The following is a 16,960-nucleotide window of genomic DNA, read 5'->3' as shown; positions in this document are numbered from 1 at the left end:
CTTGCGCCGTGAGCGACCGTTTGATCATTCGTGGTGCGCGTGAGCACAATCTGCGTGACGTCAGCCTGGATTTGCCGCGCGACGCGCTGATCGTTTTCACCGGCCTGAGCGGCTCCGGAAAATCGAGCCTTGCCTTTGACACCATCTTCGCCGAAGGGCAGCGACGCTACGTCGAATCGCTCTCCGCCTATGCGCGCCAGTTCCTCGGCCAGATGGACAAGCCGGATGTCGACTTCATCGAGGGCCTTTCCCCAGCCGTCTCGATCGACCAGAAGTCAACCTCGCGCAACCCGCGCTCGACCGTGGGCACCATCACGGAGGTCTATGACTACCTCCGGCTGCTGTTCGCTCGCGCGGGTCAGCCGCATTGCCCGGTGTGTGGCCACGCCATCACCAAGCAGACCCCGCAGCAGATCGTCGACCGTGTGCTCGCGATGCCTGATGGCACCAAGTTCCAGGTCCTCGCGCCGGTGATCCGCGGCCGCAAGGGTGAATACGTCGACTTGTTCGCCGAGCTTCAGGCCAAAGGTTTCGCCCGGGCGCGCGTTGACGGCGTGGTGCACTCGCTGACCGAGGTGCCCAAACTGAGCAAGCAGCAGAAGCACACGATCGAGGTGGTCGTCGACCGGCTCGCCGTGAAGGCGAGTGCCAAGCAGCGCATGACCGACTCGATCGAGACCGCGCTAGGCCTGGCCGGTGGCATCGTTCTGCTTGACTTCGTCGATCTCCCCGAAGACGACGAGAACCGTGAGCGCAAGTTCTCCGAGCACTTGGCTTGTCCCAACGACCATCCACTCGGGATCGAAGACCTGGAGCCCCGGGTCTTCTCGTTCAACTCGCCCTACGGCGCCTGCACCGAGTGCACCGGCCTGGGCACCAAGAAAGAGGTCGACCCCGAGCTGGTGATCCCCGACCCGGAGAAGTCTCTGGGTGACGGCGCGATCTCGCCCTGGGCCAACGGCCAGACGATGGAATATTTCGTCCGCCTTCTTGAAGCCCTCGGAAACGAGCAGGGCTTCGACATGAAGACGCCGTGGCGCAAGCTGCCGGCCAAGGCGCAAAAGACGATCCTGCACGGCGCCGAAGACCAGGTGCACGTGCGCTACCGCAACAAATACGGCCGCGAGCGTTCCTACTACTCAGGTTTCGAGGGTGTGGTGCCGTGGCTGGAGCGGCGGCACTCCGACACCGACAGTGAGTGGTCGCGCGAAAAATACGAGGGCTACATGCGGGAGGTTCCGTGTGCGGCCTGTGGCGGGTCCCGGCTCAAGCCCGAGGTTCTCGCGGTGACACTCGGCGGTCACAGCATCGCCGAGTTGTGTTCACTGTCAGTCGGTGAGGCCGCGGCTGTCCTGTCCGAGCTTGAGTTGTCGGACCGTCAGCGGATCATCGCCGAGCGCGTGCTCAAGGAAATCAACGAGCGGCTGCGGTTCCTCATCGACGTCGGCCTGGATTACCTTTCGCTGGACCGTCCGTCGGGGTCGCTATCCGGTGGTGAGGCGCAGCGGATCCGGCTCGCCACGCAGATCGGGTCCGGTCTCGTGGGCGTGCTCTATGTGCTCGACGAACCATCGATCGGGCTACACCAGCGCGACAACCAGCGCCTGATCGAAACACTCGTGCGCCTGCGCAACCTGGGCAACACGCTGATCGTGGTCGAGCACGACGAGGACACCATCCGCACCGCTGACTGGGTCGTCGACATCGGCCCCGGCGCGGGGGAGCACGGTGGCCGCATCGTCCACAGTGGACCCTATAAAGAGCTGCTGACCAATAAAGAATCGTCAACGGGCGCCTACCTCAGCGGGCGCAAGGAGATTCCGATTCCGTCGCACCGGCGTCCCCGCACGGCTGGCCGTGAACTGGCCGTCGTCGGCGCCCGTGAACACAACTTGCGCAACCTGACGGTGGCCTTCCCCCTAGGACAGTTCATCGCGGTCACAGGCGTGTCCGGATCGGGCAAGTCAACCTTGGTCAACGACATCCTCTACACCGTCCTGGCCAATCAGATCAACGGCGCCCGGATGGTCCCTGGCCGCCACACCCGGGTCACCGGCCTGGATCATGTGGACAAGGTCGTCGGCGTCGATCAGTCGCCCATCGGCCGGACGCCCCGGTCCAACCCGGCGACCTACACCGGCGTCTTCGACAACATCCGCAAGCTGTTCGCGGAGACCACCGAGGCGAAGGTCCGTGGCTATGGGCCAGGGCGCTTCTCCTTCAATGTGAAGGGCGGCCGGTGTGAAAACTGCGCCGGCGACGGCACGATCAAGATCGAAATGAACTTCCTCCCGGACGTCTACGTGCCATGTGAGGTATGCAAGGGAGCCCGGTACAACCGGGAAACCTTGGAGGTTCACTACAAGGGCCGGACCATCGCCGAGGTGCTGGAGATGCCGATCGAAGAGGCGTCAGGCTTCTTCGAGGCGATCCCCGCCATCCACCGGCACCTCAAGACACTCGTCGACGTCGGCCTGGGCTATGTGCGCCTCGGGCAGAGCGCGCCGACGCTGTCGGGAGGTGAGGCTCAGCGTGTGAAGCTCGCTTCGGAATTGCAGAAACGGTCAACCGGCCGCACGGTCTATGTGCTCGACGAGCCCACGACCGGCCTGCACTTCGAAGACATCCGAAAACTTCTTCTGGTCCTGCAGGGATTGGTGGACAAGGGAAACACGGTGATCGTCATCGAGCACAATCTCGATGTGATCAAGTCCGCCGACTACCTGATCGACATGGGCCCGGAGGGCGGCCACAAGGGTGGCACCGTCGTGGCGATGGGCACGCCCGAGGAACTGGCTCAGGTGAAGGAGAGTTACACCGGTCAGTTCCTGCGCAAGATTGTGGGCAAGCCAGCGGTGGTCGCGCAGAAGAAGAAGACCAGTGTCCGGAGTGGAAGGTAGCAAACAGTGACTGATGTACATGCGTCCAGGCGGGCTGTTTTCGCCGGGGCAGGTGCCGTCGGGCTCGCCGGCGTGCTCGCGGCCTGTGGGGGAGAGGAAACCCCCGCGGCCAACAGCACGGCAAACGGCACCAGCACGGCCAAGCCGACCACGGCGACGACAACCGGGGCCCCGGTTCAGGGGTTCTCCGCCAAGACGAGTGACATCCCCGTCGGAGGCGGCAAGATCTTTGGTGAGGACGAGGTAGTCATCACGCAGCCGACTGCTGGCACGTTCGTCGGGCTCAACGCGATCTGCACCCACCAGCAGTGCATCCTGGCCAAGATCGAAAACGGCAGAATCAAGTGCGGTTGCCACGGCAGCGAGTTCGCCATCGCCGATGGCAAGGTGCTCAACGGCCCGGCACGGCAGGCGCTGTCGAAGAAGAACCTGAAGGTTGAAGGCGGCACTATCACGCTCGCGTGAGGAGTCACACCGTCGTACTAGTCTTGCCGACGTGGGTGATCCGATAACTTATAGGCCTGCTCCGGGCACGATTCCCGATGCGCCCGGGGTTTACCGGTTCCGTGACGCCACGGGGCGGATCATCTACGTCGGCAAGGCCAAGAGCTTGCGGAGCAGGCTCAACTCCTATTTCGCCGACCCGTGGACGCTGCATCAGCGCACCCAGCAGATGGTCACCACGGCGTCGTCTGTGGACTGGGTCGTCGTCACGACCGAGGTCGAGGCGCTGCAGCTCGAATACTCCTGGATCAAAGAGTTCGACCCGAAATTCAATGTCCGCTATCGCGACGACAAGTCCTATCCCTACCTTGCCGTCACGCTGGACGAGGCGTTTCCGCGACTGCAGGTGATGCGCGGGGCGAAACGCAAAGGGGTGCGTTATTTCGGGCCCTACAGCCATGCCTGGGCGATCCGCGAAACGCTAGATCTGTTGCTGCGCATCTTCCCCGCGCGCACGTGTTCGGCCGGGGTGTTCAAACGGGCCGGCCAGATCGGCCGTCCTTGCCTGCTCGGCGATATCGGCAAGTGCTCCGCCCCGTGTGTGGGGCGCGTCGATGAGGAAACCCATCGCGGCATCGTGCTCGACTTCTGTGAGTTCATGGCCGGGCGCACGGAACACATGCAGCGCAAGATCGAGCGCAATATGTATGAGGCGGCCGAGCATCAGGAATATGAGCAGGCGGCTCGACTGCGCGACGACCTCATGGCGTTGCGCCGGGCGATGGAGAAACAGTCCATTGTGCTCGGTGACGGCACCGACGCCGATGTGGTGGCCTTCGCTGACGATCCGCTTGAGGCGGCGGTTCAGGTGTTCCATGTGCGTGGGGGCCGCGTGCGCGGTCAGCGCGGCTGGATCGTGGAAAAGACCGAAGACCTGACGATCGGCGATCTGGTGCATCACTTCTGCACGCAGATCTATGGCGACGAGGCCGGCGAGAATGACGTGCCACGTGAGCTCCTCGTTCCTGAGCTTCCCGGCGACGCCGACGCGCTGTCGGAGTGGCTGTCGCAAAAACGTGGGTCCAAAGTGGCCCTTCGGGTTCCGCAGCGCGGTGACAAGAAGACCCTGATGGAGACCGTCGCGCGTAACGCCGGGCAGGCGCTGGCGCAGCACAAGCTGCGCCGGGCCGGTGACCTGACCGCCAGGGGACGCGCGCTGGAGGAGATCGAGGACGCGCTTGGCTTGGCCACGGCTCCGCTGCGCATCGAATGCTTTGACATTTCCCAGATTCAGGGCACCGACGTCGTCGCGTCGATGGTGGTCTTCGAAGATGGGATCGCCCGCAAGAGTGACTATCGCCGGTTCGTCATCAAGGGCGCGACCGACGATGTTTCGGCGATCAGCGAAGTGATCCGGCGCCGGTTCCACCGGATGCAGGTGGAAGAAAAACTCGAAGACGAGGGAAGGCCGAAGAAATTCGCCTATCCGCCGCAGCTCGTGGTCGTCGACGGTGGTGGGCCACAGGTCAATGCCGCGGCGGCGGTGATGACCGAGCTGGGCGTGACCGACGTGGCCGTGTGTGGGCTGGCGAAACGGCTGGAAGAAGTCTGGCTGCCCGACGATCCGATGCCGGTCATCATGTCGCGCACGTCAGAGGGGCTCTATCTGTTGCAGCGCGTCCGCGACGAGGCGCACCGGTTCGCGATCACGTTCCATCGCCAGCGGCGTTCCGTACGCATGACAATGTCCGATCTGGACAATGTGCCGGGCGTCGGCAAGACCCGCCGGCAAGCGTTGCTGCGCCAATTCGGTTCGGTGAAACGGCTTTCGGCCGCCAGCCTCGACGATGTCGCGGCCGTCCCGGGCATCGGGCCCCGCATCGCACAGGTGATTCTCGACGCCCTCAAAGGCGAGACCACGCCATCGGCTGCCCCTGCCAACGGCCGTAAACGCCGCGCAGCCGCCAGTGCCGAAGTCATCGAGCCTCAGCCCGCCGAAGCAACAGTTGACGACGAGGTGCCGCACCAAGAAAGCTCCGCCAATTCCTCGTGAACGGGGCAAAGCCTGAAGCTGATGGTTTCTCCAATCAGGACTGTTTTGCGGGTACGGCGGCGGTGAGCGCAGGTCGGCCGGGGGGGACCGGCCCGGCGTGGCCGCTGTGGTGTCCGTCTAATATTGCCCGGTGGGGGCGGAGCTGATGGCGAGTGCGGTTGCTGCGGCGGCCGGTGAGATTCCGGAGGAACACTCCGGGACGGATCTCGTAGTGGTCACCGGTGTTTCCGGTGGCGGGCGCAGCACGGTGGCGCGGGCGCTGGAAAACGTTGGCTACTACGTGGTCGACAACCTTCCGCAGGCGCTGATGGTGCAGATGGCGGAGCTGGCGGCCAAGGCCGGGGGAGCGGCGCGGCAGACAGCGATGGTGCTCGACGTGCGCAGCCGGGCGTTTTCTACTGACCTGTCCGGTGCGATCCGGGAGTTGCGTGAACGCGGCTTTGAGCCGCGTGTGGTCTTTGTCGACGCCGACGATGAGGTGCTTATCCGGCGGTTTGAGAGCGTGCGCCGCTCGCATCCGCTGCAGGGGCAAGGGCGTTTATCTGACGGCATCGCCGCCGAGCGGGCTCTGCTCGCTGAGGCGCGCGAGTCAGCCGACGTGCTCATCGACACGTCGCACCTGAACGTCAATCAGCTCAGGACCCGGGTCGAGGAGCTTTTCGCCAGCCCGGAAGCCCTGAAATTGCGCGTGACGGTGCTGAGTTTCGGCTTTAAGTACGGTCTTCCGCCTGACGCTGACTTCGTGCTGGACGCGCGATTCTTGCCCAACCCGTTCTGGGTTCCGGAGCTGCGGGAACAGACAGGAAGGGACGAACCAGTCAGTAGCTATGTGCTTGGACAGCGCGGTGCGGGTACCTTCGTCGAGACATACGCGAAACTTGTCGTAGCGACCGCGCCTGGTTTCGAGCGCGAGGGCAAGAGGTACCTGACCATCGCCGTCGGGTGTACCGGTGGCAAGCACCGCAGCGTTGCCATCGCTGAGGAGCTGGCACGGCGGTTGCGTGAGCAGCGGCTGCTGGCGCACGCGCAGCACCGCGATCTGGGACGGGAGTGAGTAGTTGCGGGTAGTGGCATTTGGCGGCGGGCACGGCCTGGGCGCGACATTGCGGGCCTTGCGGGCAACCGGTCTTCCGCTGGAGATCACAGCCGTGGTTACTGTCGCCGATGACGGCGGTTCCAGCGGCCGGCTGCGCGCCGACCGTGGGGTCCTGCCGCCCGGCGATCTCCGCCAGGCCCTCGCAGCGCTCGCTGGAGAGGACAAACTCAGCACTGGCAACGCAGCCCTGTTCCAGTACCGTTTTCCCGGCAGCGACGCGCTCAGTGGCCATCCCGTGGGCAATCTGGTGTTGTGCGGGCTGATGGAGCTGGTCAACGATCCGGTGCTGGCGCTAGATCACGCCGCCTCGATGGTGAACGCGGTCGGCCGGGTGTTGCCGATGGCGTGCGAACCGCTTGGTATCGAAGCGGATCTGTTGCGCGACGGCGAAGTGGTGACGATCAACGGCCAGCATGAGGTGGCTGTCGCGGCTGGCGAGGTGCTCGAAGTGCGGATCGTTCCGCCAGCCCCGGCCGCTTGCGCGGAGGCGCTTCACGCCATCGCGGAGGCCGACTGGCTGCTCTTTGGGCCAGGCAGCTGGTACACGAGTGTCATTCCGCATCTGATCGTCCCGGATTTGGCGAAGGCCATTGTGGACAGCCCGGCCCGCCGGCTGGTCACTTTGAACTTGGCCGCTGACAACGAAACTGCCGGTCTGTCCCTTCCGGACCATCTTGCGGCCCTGGCCCGATATCTGCCTGATTTGCGGGTAGATATGGTGCTTGTGGACAATGGTGCTGTTCCGGACCCTGAGCCCGTCGCAAATGCGGCGCGGATGCTTGGTGCCCGGATCGCTTCTGGCTCCATCGCCGTCCAAGACGGCACCGCAAGACACGATCCGGTCCGAATGGGCCAAGCCTTGGTGCCGCTCTTGGGCACCGCTCGTTAAGCACGTACGAACTTAAGCGATTCCCGGCCCCGAGGTGACTACACAATGGCGATGACCGCAGCTGTGAAAGATGAGCTGAGCCGGGTTGACGTGCCCAAGCCCTGCTGCCGCCGAGCCGAAATGGCCGCTCTGCTGCGCTTTGCTGGTGGCCTGCACATCGTCTCCGGCCGCGTGGTCGTGGAGGCGGAGCTCGACACCGGGGCGGTGGCACGCCGGCTGCGCACCTCGATCGCGGACCTTTTCGGGTACCCGTCGGAAGTCCACATCCTGGCGTCCGGTGGCCTGCGCAAGGCCAGCCACTACATCGTGCGCATCGTCAAGGACGGTGAAGCGCTCGCCCGCCAGACGGGCCTGCTCGACGTGCGGGGACGGCCCGTGCGCGGCCTCCCGCAGAACGTCGTCAACGGGCTGGTCTGCTGTGCCGTGGCCGCCTGGCGCGGTGCGTTCCTGGCACACGGCTCACTGACCGAGCCAGGGCGCTCCTGCGCCCTGGAGATCACGTGCCCGGGCCCGGAGTCGGCGCTCGCTCTCGTGGGCGCGGCACGGCGACTGGGCATCAGCGCCAAGGCGCGCGAGGTCAGGGGAGTCGACCGGGTCGTGGTCAAGGATGGTGACGCCATCGCGGCGCTGCTGACCCGCATCGGTGCCCACGCCAGCGTGCTCGCGTGGGAGGAAAGAAGAGTCCGGCGTGAGGTGCGGGCCACCGCGAACCGCCTGGCGAACTTCGACGACGCGAACCTGCGGCGCTCAGCTAGGGCGGCCGTCGCGGCGGCGGCGCGGGTCACCCGGGCGCTGGAGATCCTTTCCGAGGACGCGCCAAGTCACCTGACGAGTGCCGGCAAGCTCCGCCTCGAACATCGTCAGGCATCATTGGAAGAGCTGGGTGGCCTAGCTGACCCGCCATTGACGAAGGACGCTATCGCCGGGCGGATCCGGCGCCTGCTCGCCCTCGCTGACAAACGCGCGCGTGACCTTGGCATCCCAGACACCGAAGCTGCTGTCACTGCGGAAATGCTGTCCGTGTAGGGTCGCAAGAGTACGGCGACGGCGCCGGCCATACATCCATTCGGCTGCCGGCCAGATATGGTTCGGCGCTTCTTCTTCGAGGAGATGGAACCTGTGACCATCCGGGTTGGCATTAACGGCTTCGGCCGCATTGGGCGGAACTTCTACCGGGCGCTCCTTGCCTCCGGCGCGGACATTGAGCTGGTCGCGGTAAACGACCTGACCAGCAACGCGACGTTGGCGCACCTGCTGAAGTATGACTCCATCCTTGGCCGCCTTCCATACGAGGTGAAGGCGACCGACGAGGACATCACCGTCAATGGCAAGTCTTTCAAGGCGTTCGCTGAGCGCGACCCGGGCAAGCTGCCCTGGGGCGACCTGGGCGCTGACATCGTCATCGAGTCGACCGGCTTCTTCACCGACGCCACCAAGGCCAAGGCGCACATCGACGGTGGCGCGAAGAAGGTCATCATCTCGGCTCCGGCCAAGAATGAAGACGTGACCGTGGTCATGGGTGTGAACCACGAGAAGTACGACCCGGCCGCGCACACGATCATCTCCAACGCGTCCTGCACCACGAACTGCCTGGCCCCGATGGCGAAGGTCCTCCAGGACACCTTCGGCATCGAGAAGGGTCTGATGACGACGATCCACGCCTACACCCAGGACCAGAACCTGCAGGACGGTCCGCACAGTGACCTGCGGCGCGCACGGGCCGCGGCGCTCAACATCGTGCCGACGTCGACCGGTGCCGCCAAGGCGATCGGCCTCGTGCTGCCCGAGCTCAAGGGCAAGCTCGACGGTTACGCGCTGCGCGTTCCGATCCCGACCGGTTCGGCCACCGACCTCACCATCACGGCTGGCCGTGAGACGACGGTCGAAGAGGTCAACGCCGCGATGAAGGCCGCCGCCGAGGGCCCGCTCAAGGGCATCCTGACCTACACCGAAGACGAGATCGTGTCGGCCGACATCGTGACCGACCCGGCTTCCTGCATCTTCGACTCGGGCCTGACCAAGGTCATTGGCAACCAGGTCAAGGTCGTCGGCTGGTACGACAACGAGTGGGGTTACTCGAACCGTCTCGTTGACCTCGTCAAGTACGTGGGTGCCTCGCTCTAATGTTCCCGAGTGTCGACGGTCGGCGCGTGCTTTTGCGCGCCGACCTCAACGTGCCGTTCCTGAAGGACCAGCCGGGCGTCATCGCGGATGATGGCCGGATCAAGGCGGTCCTGCCGACGATCCGGGCGCTGCGCGAAGCCGGCGCGAGCGTCATCGTCATCTCGCACCTGGGCCGTCCCAAGGGCGAACCACTTGGCACGCCAGTGCCAACGGCAGATCAGGCTAAGTACACGCTCGGGCCGGTGGCGGTCCGTCTCGGCGAACTCCTTGACGCGCCAGTCGCGTTCGCCACCGACACCATTGGCCCGAGCGCACAGTCCACTGTGGACGCTCTTGGCAAGGGTGACGTGGCGCTCCTGGAGAACCTGCGTTTCAACGCGGGCGAGACCAGCAAGGACGACGCTGAGCGTGGCGCCTTCGCCGACCAGCTGGCCGCATTGGCCGACGTTTACGTTGACGACGCGTTCGGTGCGGTGCACCGCAAGCACGCCAGCGTTTACGACGTCGCCGCGCGGCTGCCGCACCAGGCTGGCCAGCTCGTTGGCAAAGAGGTCGAGGTTCTCAAGAAGCTCACCGAGAACCCGGAAAAGCCTTATGTGGTCGTGCTTGGCGGCTCCAAGGTCTCCGATAAACTGGCCGTCATCGAGGCGCTGCTGTCCAAAGCGGACAAGCTCCTCATCGGCGGCGGCATGTGCTTCACGTTCCTTAAAGCCAAGGGATACTCCGTTGGAGGCTCCCTGCTTCAGGACGAAATGGTGGACACGTGCAAGGAGCTGCTCGCCGCGCACGGTGACAAGATCGTGCTCCCGCGCGACATCGTGATCGGGGACAAGTTCGCCGCCGACGCGCAGGTGTCCACTGTGGACGCCGCGGCTATCCCGGACGGGTGGCTCGGGCTAGACATCGGCCCGGAATCGGTTAAGGACTTCTCGCAGGCTCTGGCTGGTACCAAAACGGTGTTCTGGAATGGTCCTATGGGCGTCTTCGAGCTGGCGCCTTTCGCGGCCGGAACCCTCGGCGTGGCTCAGGCCATCGCCGCCTCAGGCGCTTTCACCGTCGTTGGTGGAGGCGACTCGGCTGCCGCCGTGCGGGCGCTTGGGCTCAAGGATGAAGCCTTCAGCCACATCTCGACCGGCGGCGGAGCGTCGCTGGAATACCTTGAGGGCAAGGTCCTTCCGGGCCTCGCGGCGTTGGGAATCTGAGCATGGACGCATCGAAGCGCAAGCCATTGATGGCGGGCAACTGGAAGATGAACCTCAACCACTATGAGGCCATCTCCCTGGCGCAGAAAGTCGCGCTGACGCTAACCGAACAGCAGCTCAATGACGTTGACGTCGTGGTGTTGCCGCCGTTTACGCATATCCGCAGCGTTCAGACGCTTGTCGATGGCGAGAAACTGCTCATCGGGTACGGCGCACAGGATCTGTCGCCGTTCGCCTCCGGCGCCTACACCGGTGACATCTCCGGCCCGATGCTGGCCAAGCTCGGCTGCACCTATGTCACGGTGGGCCACTCGGAGCGCCGTCAGTACCACAACGAGGACGATGCTCTGGTCAACAGCAAGGTCAAAGCCGCGCTGACCAACGACTTGACGCCGATCCTGTGCGTGGGCGAGGGCCTGGACATCCGTGAGGCTGGCACCCACGTGGAGTACACGCTGGCGCAGCTCGACGGTGGCTTGGCCGGGCTGACGCCGGCTCAGGTGGAAAAGGTCGTCGTGGCCTACGAGCCGGTCTGGGCGATTGGCACGGGCAAGACGGCCACTCCCGCCGACGCGCAGGAGGTCATTGGCGCGATCCGGGCGCGGCTGGCCGAGACACAGGGCGACACCGTGGCACAGGCCGTGCGGATCCTCTATGGAGGGTCGGTCAAGGCGGCCAACGTCGGCGAGATCATGGCCGAAGCCGATGTGGACGGTGCTTTGGTGGGCGGGGCGAGCCTCGACGCCGAGGAGTTTGCCCGCATTTGCCGCCTAGGTAAATAAAACTACTTACCCCACCCGGGTTCTTAACACCCGGGTGGGCACCCTAGAGTGTGCAACCATGCGTCACCCCTCACGCATTGCCGCCGCGGCTCTGCTCGCGGTTAGTCTTGCCGCCTGTAACTCCCCGACAGATACCGCGCCGGCCATCCAAACCGGTGGCACTCTGCGGGTGGTCCTCAACGCGCTGCCGTCCGATCTCGACCCGCAGCGCATCACTCAGGCCGTGGATGCCAACGTCAGCCGGCTGATCACCAGGACGCTGACGACCTTCAAGACCGAGTCGGGCAAGGCCAGTGGCGACATCGTCCCTGACCTGGCTAATGACCTCGGCCGGGCCAGCGAGAACAACACGATGTGGGAGTTCCAGCTCCGCCCCGGAATCAAGTGGGCCGATGGATCCCCGATCACCTGTGCCCAGCTCAAGTACGGCGCGGAACGCAACTTCGCCAGCTTCGCGGCAGGTTTGCCTTACGCCCGCAGTTACTTGAAAGACAACGAGCCGGCCTATCAAGGGCCGTTCATTGGCGGCAACACCGAGGGGCTCAAGTCGGTGACGTGTCCCGACACGAAGACGATCCGCTATCAGCTCAAGCACCCGGTCGGCGATTTCAACTACGCTGTCGCGCTGCCGATCTTCGCCCCGGTCAAGCCAGGTGCTGACAGCGACAAAGACGCGTTCAACCGCGCGCCGTTGACGAGCGGGCCTTACAAAATCAAGAGCCGCAGCGATACCGAGATGGTTTTCGTGCGCAACGAGCACTGGTCGGCCACGGTGGACAAGGTTCGCCGGGCGTTCCCGGACGAGATCGTCCTCAAGGCTGACCGCAACGTTCCCGCGGTGACCAACGCGCTCATCGAGAACCAGGGCGACAACCAGAACACGATCATGCTGTCGCAGGATGTCGCGCCAAACTTCGTGCAGCAGGTCATGACCGACCCGGCGCTGCTGTCGCGCACCGCGTCTGGCCCTATGGGAGCGGTCCGGTACATGGCGCTCAACGCCAAGCTCGTCCCGGAGAAGTGCCGGCAGGCGCTGGCGTTCGCGTTCAATAAGCGCAAGTTCCGCCAGGCGATGGGTGGCTCACTGCTCGGTGACCTGGCCACGACCGTGCTGCCGCCGACGCTGCAGGCCTATCAGCCGTTCGACTTCTACAACACGGCCATCACCAATGGCGACGGCGACCTCAAGCGCGCGCAGGAACTGCTCAACCAGGCCAAGACCGATGGCGTGACCTGCCCCGCCGAGCTGATCGTCGCTCACCCTGACGTGGCCGCCACGACCAACCGTTACATGAAGACGATGGTCGAGCCCTACCTTGAGCTCGGCATCAAGCTCACGTTCCGCCCGATCCCGCCCGGCGACTACTACAACCTGCTGAAGCGTTACGACCAGCAGACCAAGCTGCACATGGCTTACGTGGGCTGGATTCCTGACTGGGCAAACGGTTCTGCCGTGCTTCCGGCGCTTTTCAAGAGCACGGAAGTGGCGACACAGGCGGCACCGATCGGTGGCTCGAACTACTCCTATCTGCAGGACCCCGAGATCGACGGAATGATCGACGAGGCCATGCTCGAAAACAACATCGAGCGGCAGTGGGCGCACTGGGCTGAGATCGACAAGAGGCTGCAGCAGAAGGCGACCACGATCCCGATCATTTACTCTCAGGCCATCCGTTTGCACGGGTCAAACGTGGCGGGCGCGTTCATTCACTCCGCGTTCGGCATGCCCGATCTGGCATCCATGGGCCTTTTGAGCACAGCAGGATCGCCGTCTTAGAGTATTCTTGTCCCGCCTACGCTCCGACCCCTGACTAACCGAGGAAATGATCATGCCGATCGGCTTTGCCTACACGTTGATCGTGTTGCTGGTTATCACCAGCGCCATCCTGACCATGCTGATCCTGCTGCACCGCGGCAAGGGCGGCGGCATGTCGAGCATGTTCGGTGGCGGTGTGTCGACCAGCCTGGCCGGCTCCTCGGTCGCGGAGAAGAACCTCGACCGTTACACCCTGCTCGTCGGCATCGTGTGGCTCGCTTGCATCATCGGCCTCGGCCTGTGGCTCAAGCTTGAGCTCGCCAAGCCGGCGGCGGACACCACCGCTCAAGCCCTCAGCGCCTTCCTCGGCCGCTAACAGCTTCGATACGTTCAGAAGGCCGCGCTCACTGAGCGCGGCCTTCTGCGTGTCTTTCAGGCGTAGCTAGTGCTTTAGCGCAGAGCGCGGGACTTGAGCGGAACCTCAGTCGCGGCGGCCCGGTCGAGCAGCCACACCGTTTTCGTGACGCCGCTCACACCAGCAGCGGGCACTTGCACAGGCCCCGCGCCAGCCAATGCCATGCCGACCGCTTTCGCCTTGTCCGGTCCTGCGGCGATCAGCCAGAGTTCTTCGGCCGTGTTGAGCGCGGTCCGCGTCAGCGTCGTCCGCACGGGAGGCGGCTTCGGGCTGCCCCGCACGGCACTAACCGGGCGGGACTCGTATGCCGCCGGATGCTCCGGGAACAGCGAGGCCACGTGACCGTCTTCGCCCACGCCCAGCAGAACCACGTCGAAGTACGGCAGCTCGGCTGAGGTGGGAGCCGCGGCACGGGCCAGCACACTGGCGTAACGCGCGGCGGCCAGTTCCGGATCGGCACCGTCTGGCCCATCACTCGGGGGCATCGGGTGCACCCGGTCCGGGTTCAGCGGGACCTTGTCCAGAAGTGCTTGGCGCGCTTGGGTTTCGTTGCGCTCGGGATCGCCGCTGGGCAGGAACCGCTCATCTCCCCACCACAGCTCGACGCGCGACCAGTCGACCGCGTCGCGGGCCGGGTTCGTCGCGACGGCTTCATAGATCGCCTTGGCCACCCGGCCGCCGGTCAGCACGATGCTGACCAGCCCCCGGGAGGCCTGCGCGTCGATCATCTTGACGATCAGCCGCGCCGCGGCGGCCTGGGCGAGCAGGTGAGGGTCGGCGTGAACGACAACGTCAGTGGTCATTTCGCCGGGTCCACCCAGATGTGGGTACGCGAGGGGGAACGCTCTTCAAGCCCCTCGACGCCCGTGGCCGCTCCCAACGCGGAGCTGTAAGGCTGATCTGGATCCAGGCGGCGCAGCTCTTCGGCGAGTTCCTCCCCGAGGCGCCGCTTGACGAGCGGCAGGATCCGGTCGTTGACGCCACTGCGGTGTAGCACCGCCGTCCCGTCGTGCCGGCTGGTCAGGCTGAGCACACCGCCGTCGTCGAGCTGGAAGTCCACTCCGGACAGTGCTTTGGCTTCGGTCAACGTGACGTCGATGCCGAGCCGGTCGGTGAGCCAGCCGCGCAACAGGATGGTCGCCGGGTCCTGCAAGGAACCCGTGACGTTGGCCCGCATCGCCGTCGCGCCACCGGTGTCGAAGGCACCGGCGATCAGTGAGCGCCAGCCGGTCAGCCTGGTCCACGACAGGTCGGTGTCGCCTGGTGCGTAATCCGCGGCCCGCTGCAGGAGCGAGGTCGCGGGATCGAAGCACTGGGCGATGTCGGTGACCCGGCGCTCGGCGACCACGCCCAGTGGGTCATAGCCCAGCTTTTCCGGGGGAGGGCCGTGCCACCACGTGACCACGGGGACATCGGGCGCCAGAAGCGGCATGATGACCGATTCCGCGTGCAGAGCGAGACGGCCGTGCATGCGCATGATGACCGCTTCGGTGGGACCGAGGCGCCCGCCCACGATGATTTCCGCGTCGAGGCGGTCCTTCGCGTTGGCGGTCGCCGCGTCCGGTCCAGGCACGGGGCCGCGTGAGACGACGAGCAGCCGGTAGGGATGAGCCGAGGCGGCGATCGTCGCGGCGTCTTCCACTTGGCGTACGCGAGCTTCGTCCACGATGACGACGAGGGTGAGCGCGAGTCCACTCGCGACGCCGCCCGCGTTACGCCGCTCCGCGGCGAGTTTCTTGACCACTTCGGTGCCAGTGGTGTCCCAAAGTGCCAGCATGTTAGGCCCTTCGCCAGGTGTGGCCGTAGCGGGCGAGCATCTCGTCGGCGGCTCGTGGCCCCCATTCGCCAGCGCGGTAGTTGAACGGCGTCGTCGCGTTCCACGCGGCTTCCAGCGGGTCGACCACGCGCCAGCCTTCTTCGACTTCGGCGGCGTCGGGGAACAACGTCCGGTCGCCGATCAGCACGTCGAGGATGAGCCGCTCGTAGGCTTCCGGGCTGGACTCGGTGAACGCCTCGCCATAGGCGAAGTCCATCGTGATGTCGCGCAGCTCCATCGCTGTGCCCGGCACCTTCGACCCGAACTTGAGCATGATGCCTTCATCGGGCTGCACCCGGATGACGAGCTGGTTGTGCCCGAGCAGTTCAGCGTCGTCGGTGCGAAACGGCAAGTGTGGCGCCTTCTTGAAGAGCACGGCGACTTCGGTGACCCGGCGGGGCAGGCGCTTGCCGGCCCTGATGTAGAACGGCACTCCGGCCCACCGTCTATTTTGGATCCCCAGCCGCACAGCGACATAGGTTTCCGTGGTGGACTCCGCTGGGACGTCAGGTTCTTCCTTGTATCCCGGCACGCGCTGCCCGGCCACCCAGCCGCTCGTGTATTGACCGCGCACGGTGTCGGCCGCGATATCGGCAGGGATCGTGATGGCCCGCAACACTTTCAGCTTCTCGTTGCGGATCTCGTCGGCCTCAAACGTCGTCGGTTCTTCCATCGCGATGAGCGCCATCAGCTGCAGCAGATGGTTTTGCAGCACGTCACGGGCGGCACCGGTGTTGTCATAGAACCCGGCTCGCGATCCAATGCCGACGTCTTCGGCCATCGTGATCTGCACGGAATCGACATACTTGGTGTTCCACAACGGTTCCCAGAGCGCGTTGGCGAAACGCAGCGCCAGGATGTTCTGCACTGTCTCCTTGCCAAGGTAGTGGTCGATGCGGAACACGTCTTCGGCGCTGACAACGTCGTCGACGAGATCGTTGAGTGCCTTGGCGGTAGTGATGTCTTCGCCGAACGGCTTCTCCACCACGACACGGCGCCAGCCGCCCGACTTCGCGTTGCTGGCCATGCCGGTGCGCTCAAGTTGCTTGAGCACGATGGGGAAGGCCGAAGGCGGAATCGATAGGTAGAACGCCGCATTGCCGGGGATGCCATGCGTTTCGCGCAGCTCGTCCAAAGTGGACGCGAGGTGATCGAAGGCGGCATCGTCATCAAACGAGCCGCCCACGAAACGAATGTTGCCCGACAACCGGGCCCACACCTCTTCGCGCCACGGGGTGCGCGCGTGTTCCTGAGCCGCCTTGCGGGCCAGTTGCTCGAAATCGCCGTCACCCCAATCGCGCCGGGCGAACCCGAGCACGACAAAACCGGGCGGCAACAGCCCCCGGTTGGCGAGGTCGTAAACCGCGGGAAGCAGCTTCTTGCGCGCCAAGTCACCAGTGACACCGAAAATGACCAGGGCACAAGGATCCGGGACCCGCGGCAGCCGCCGGTCCTGCGGATCCCGCAACGGATTCGACAACCG

Annotated in this window: 14 protein-coding genes; 11 read left to right on the top strand and 3 right to left on the bottom strand. The window is 64.9% G+C overall.

Annotated elements, in window-relative coordinates; translation table 11 throughout:
- Positions 1 to 8 precede the first annotated feature (8 nt).
- The 11 genes from uvrA to secG all read left to right on the top strand — a co-directional run bounded on the left by uvrA (position 9) and on the right by secG (position 13,622).
- Complete coding sequence (gene uvrA, locus A3E1_RS0112905; protein ID WP_020521188.1) at positions 9 to 2,900, top strand: excinuclease ABC subunit UvrA; 2,892 nt, start codon at positions 9 to 11, stop codon at positions 2,898 to 2,900.
- A gap of 6 nt (positions 2,901 to 2,906) precedes the next feature.
- Positions 2,907 to 3,365 carry a Rieske (2Fe-2S) protein gene (locus A3E1_RS0112900; RefSeq protein ID WP_020521187.1) on the top strand — a complete coding sequence of 153 codons (459 nt, stop codon included), beginning with the start codon at positions 2,907 to 2,909 and terminating at the stop codon, positions 3,363 to 3,365.
- A 31-nt stretch (positions 3,366 to 3,396) separates the two neighbouring features.
- A complete protein-coding gene (uvrC, locus tag A3E1_RS0112895) occupies positions 3,397 to 5,397 on the top strand; it encodes an excinuclease ABC subunit UvrC (protein ID WP_020521186.1) in 2,001 nt (666 codons plus the stop codon).
- Between the two features lie 145 nt (positions 5,398 to 5,542).
- Positions 5,543 to 6,451 (top strand): RNase adapter RapZ, encoded by a 909-nt coding sequence (gene rapZ / locus A3E1_RS0112890; RefSeq protein ID WP_020521185.1) that lies wholly within the window; start codon positions 5,543 to 5,545, stop codon positions 6,449 to 6,451.
- A 4-nt stretch (positions 6,452 to 6,455) separates the two neighbouring features.
- On the top strand, positions 6,456 to 7,382 hold the full coding sequence (locus A3E1_RS0112885; RefSeq protein WP_040390799.1) for a gluconeogenesis factor YvcK family protein: 927 nt from the start codon (positions 6,456 to 6,458) through the stop codon (positions 7,380 to 7,382).
- A 45-nt stretch (positions 7,383 to 7,427) separates the two neighbouring features.
- Positions 7,428 to 8,408, top strand: a complete 981-nt coding sequence (gene whiA, locus A3E1_RS0112880; RefSeq protein WP_020521183.1) for a DNA-binding protein WhiA — start codon at positions 7,428 to 7,430, stop codon at positions 8,406 to 8,408.
- A 93-nt stretch (positions 8,409 to 8,501) separates the two neighbouring features.
- Positions 8,502 to 9,506, top strand: coding sequence for a type I glyceraldehyde-3-phosphate dehydrogenase (gene gap, locus A3E1_RS0112875; protein ID WP_026208371.1), 1,005 nt, complete (start codon positions 8,502 to 8,504; stop codon positions 9,504 to 9,506).
- A complete protein-coding gene (locus A3E1_RS0112870) occupies positions 9,506 to 10,708 on the top strand; it encodes a phosphoglycerate kinase (protein ID WP_020521181.1) in 1,203 nt (400 codons plus the stop codon). The genes gap and A3E1_RS0112870 overlap by 1 nt, the downstream gene beginning before the upstream one ends.
- 2 nt (positions 10,709 to 10,710) lie before the next feature.
- Positions 10,711 to 11,490, top strand: a complete 780-nt coding sequence (gene tpiA / locus A3E1_RS0112865) for a triose-phosphate isomerase (protein ID WP_020521180.1) — start codon at positions 10,711 to 10,713, stop codon at positions 11,488 to 11,490.
- 58 nt (positions 11,491 to 11,548) lie between these two features.
- Positions 11,549 to 13,267 carry an ABC transporter substrate-binding protein gene (locus tag A3E1_RS0112860; protein WP_026208370.1) on the top strand — a complete coding sequence of 573 codons (1,719 nt, stop codon included), beginning with the start codon at positions 11,549 to 11,551 and terminating at the stop codon, positions 13,265 to 13,267.
- A gap of 52 nt (positions 13,268 to 13,319) precedes the next feature.
- Positions 13,320 to 13,622, top strand: coding sequence for a preprotein translocase subunit SecG (secG, locus tag A3E1_RS40055; RefSeq protein WP_051105004.1), 303 nt, complete (start codon positions 13,320 to 13,322; stop codon positions 13,620 to 13,622).
- A 74-nt stretch (positions 13,623 to 13,696) separates the two neighbouring features.
- On the opposite strand, the gene pgl is transcribed toward secG, so the two are convergent.
- The 3 genes from pgl to zwf are packed head-to-tail and all read right to left on the bottom strand — an operon-like array spanning position 13,697 to position 16,957.
- Complete coding sequence (gene pgl / locus A3E1_RS0112850) at positions 13,697 to 14,464, bottom strand: 6-phosphogluconolactonase (protein WP_020521177.1); 768 nt, start codon at positions 14,462 to 14,464, stop codon at positions 13,697 to 13,699.
- The gene (locus A3E1_RS0112845) at positions 14,461 to 15,438 is read right to left on the bottom strand and encodes a glucose-6-phosphate dehydrogenase assembly protein OpcA (protein WP_020521176.1); all 978 of its coding nucleotides are present in this window, start codon (positions 15,436 to 15,438) and stop codon (positions 14,461 to 14,463) included. Before A3E1_RS0112845 ends, pgl begins: the two co-directional genes overlap by 4 nt.
- Position 15,439: 1 nt before the next feature.
- Positions 15,440 to 16,957, bottom strand: coding sequence for a glucose-6-phosphate dehydrogenase (gene zwf / locus A3E1_RS0112840; RefSeq protein ID WP_169454399.1), 1,518 nt, complete (start codon positions 16,955 to 16,957; stop codon positions 15,440 to 15,442).
- Positions 16,958 to 16,960 lie beyond the last annotated feature (3 nt).

Origin of the sequence: Catelliglobosispora koreensis DSM 44566 (assembly GCF_000379685.1) — a bacterium.
In the GTDB taxonomy this organism is placed as follows: domain Bacteria; phylum Actinomycetota; class Actinomycetes; order Mycobacteriales; family Micromonosporaceae; genus Catelliglobosispora; species Catelliglobosispora koreensis.
Note: the sequence above shows the minus strand (reverse complement) of the source record. Positions and strands in the feature narration are given on the sequence as shown.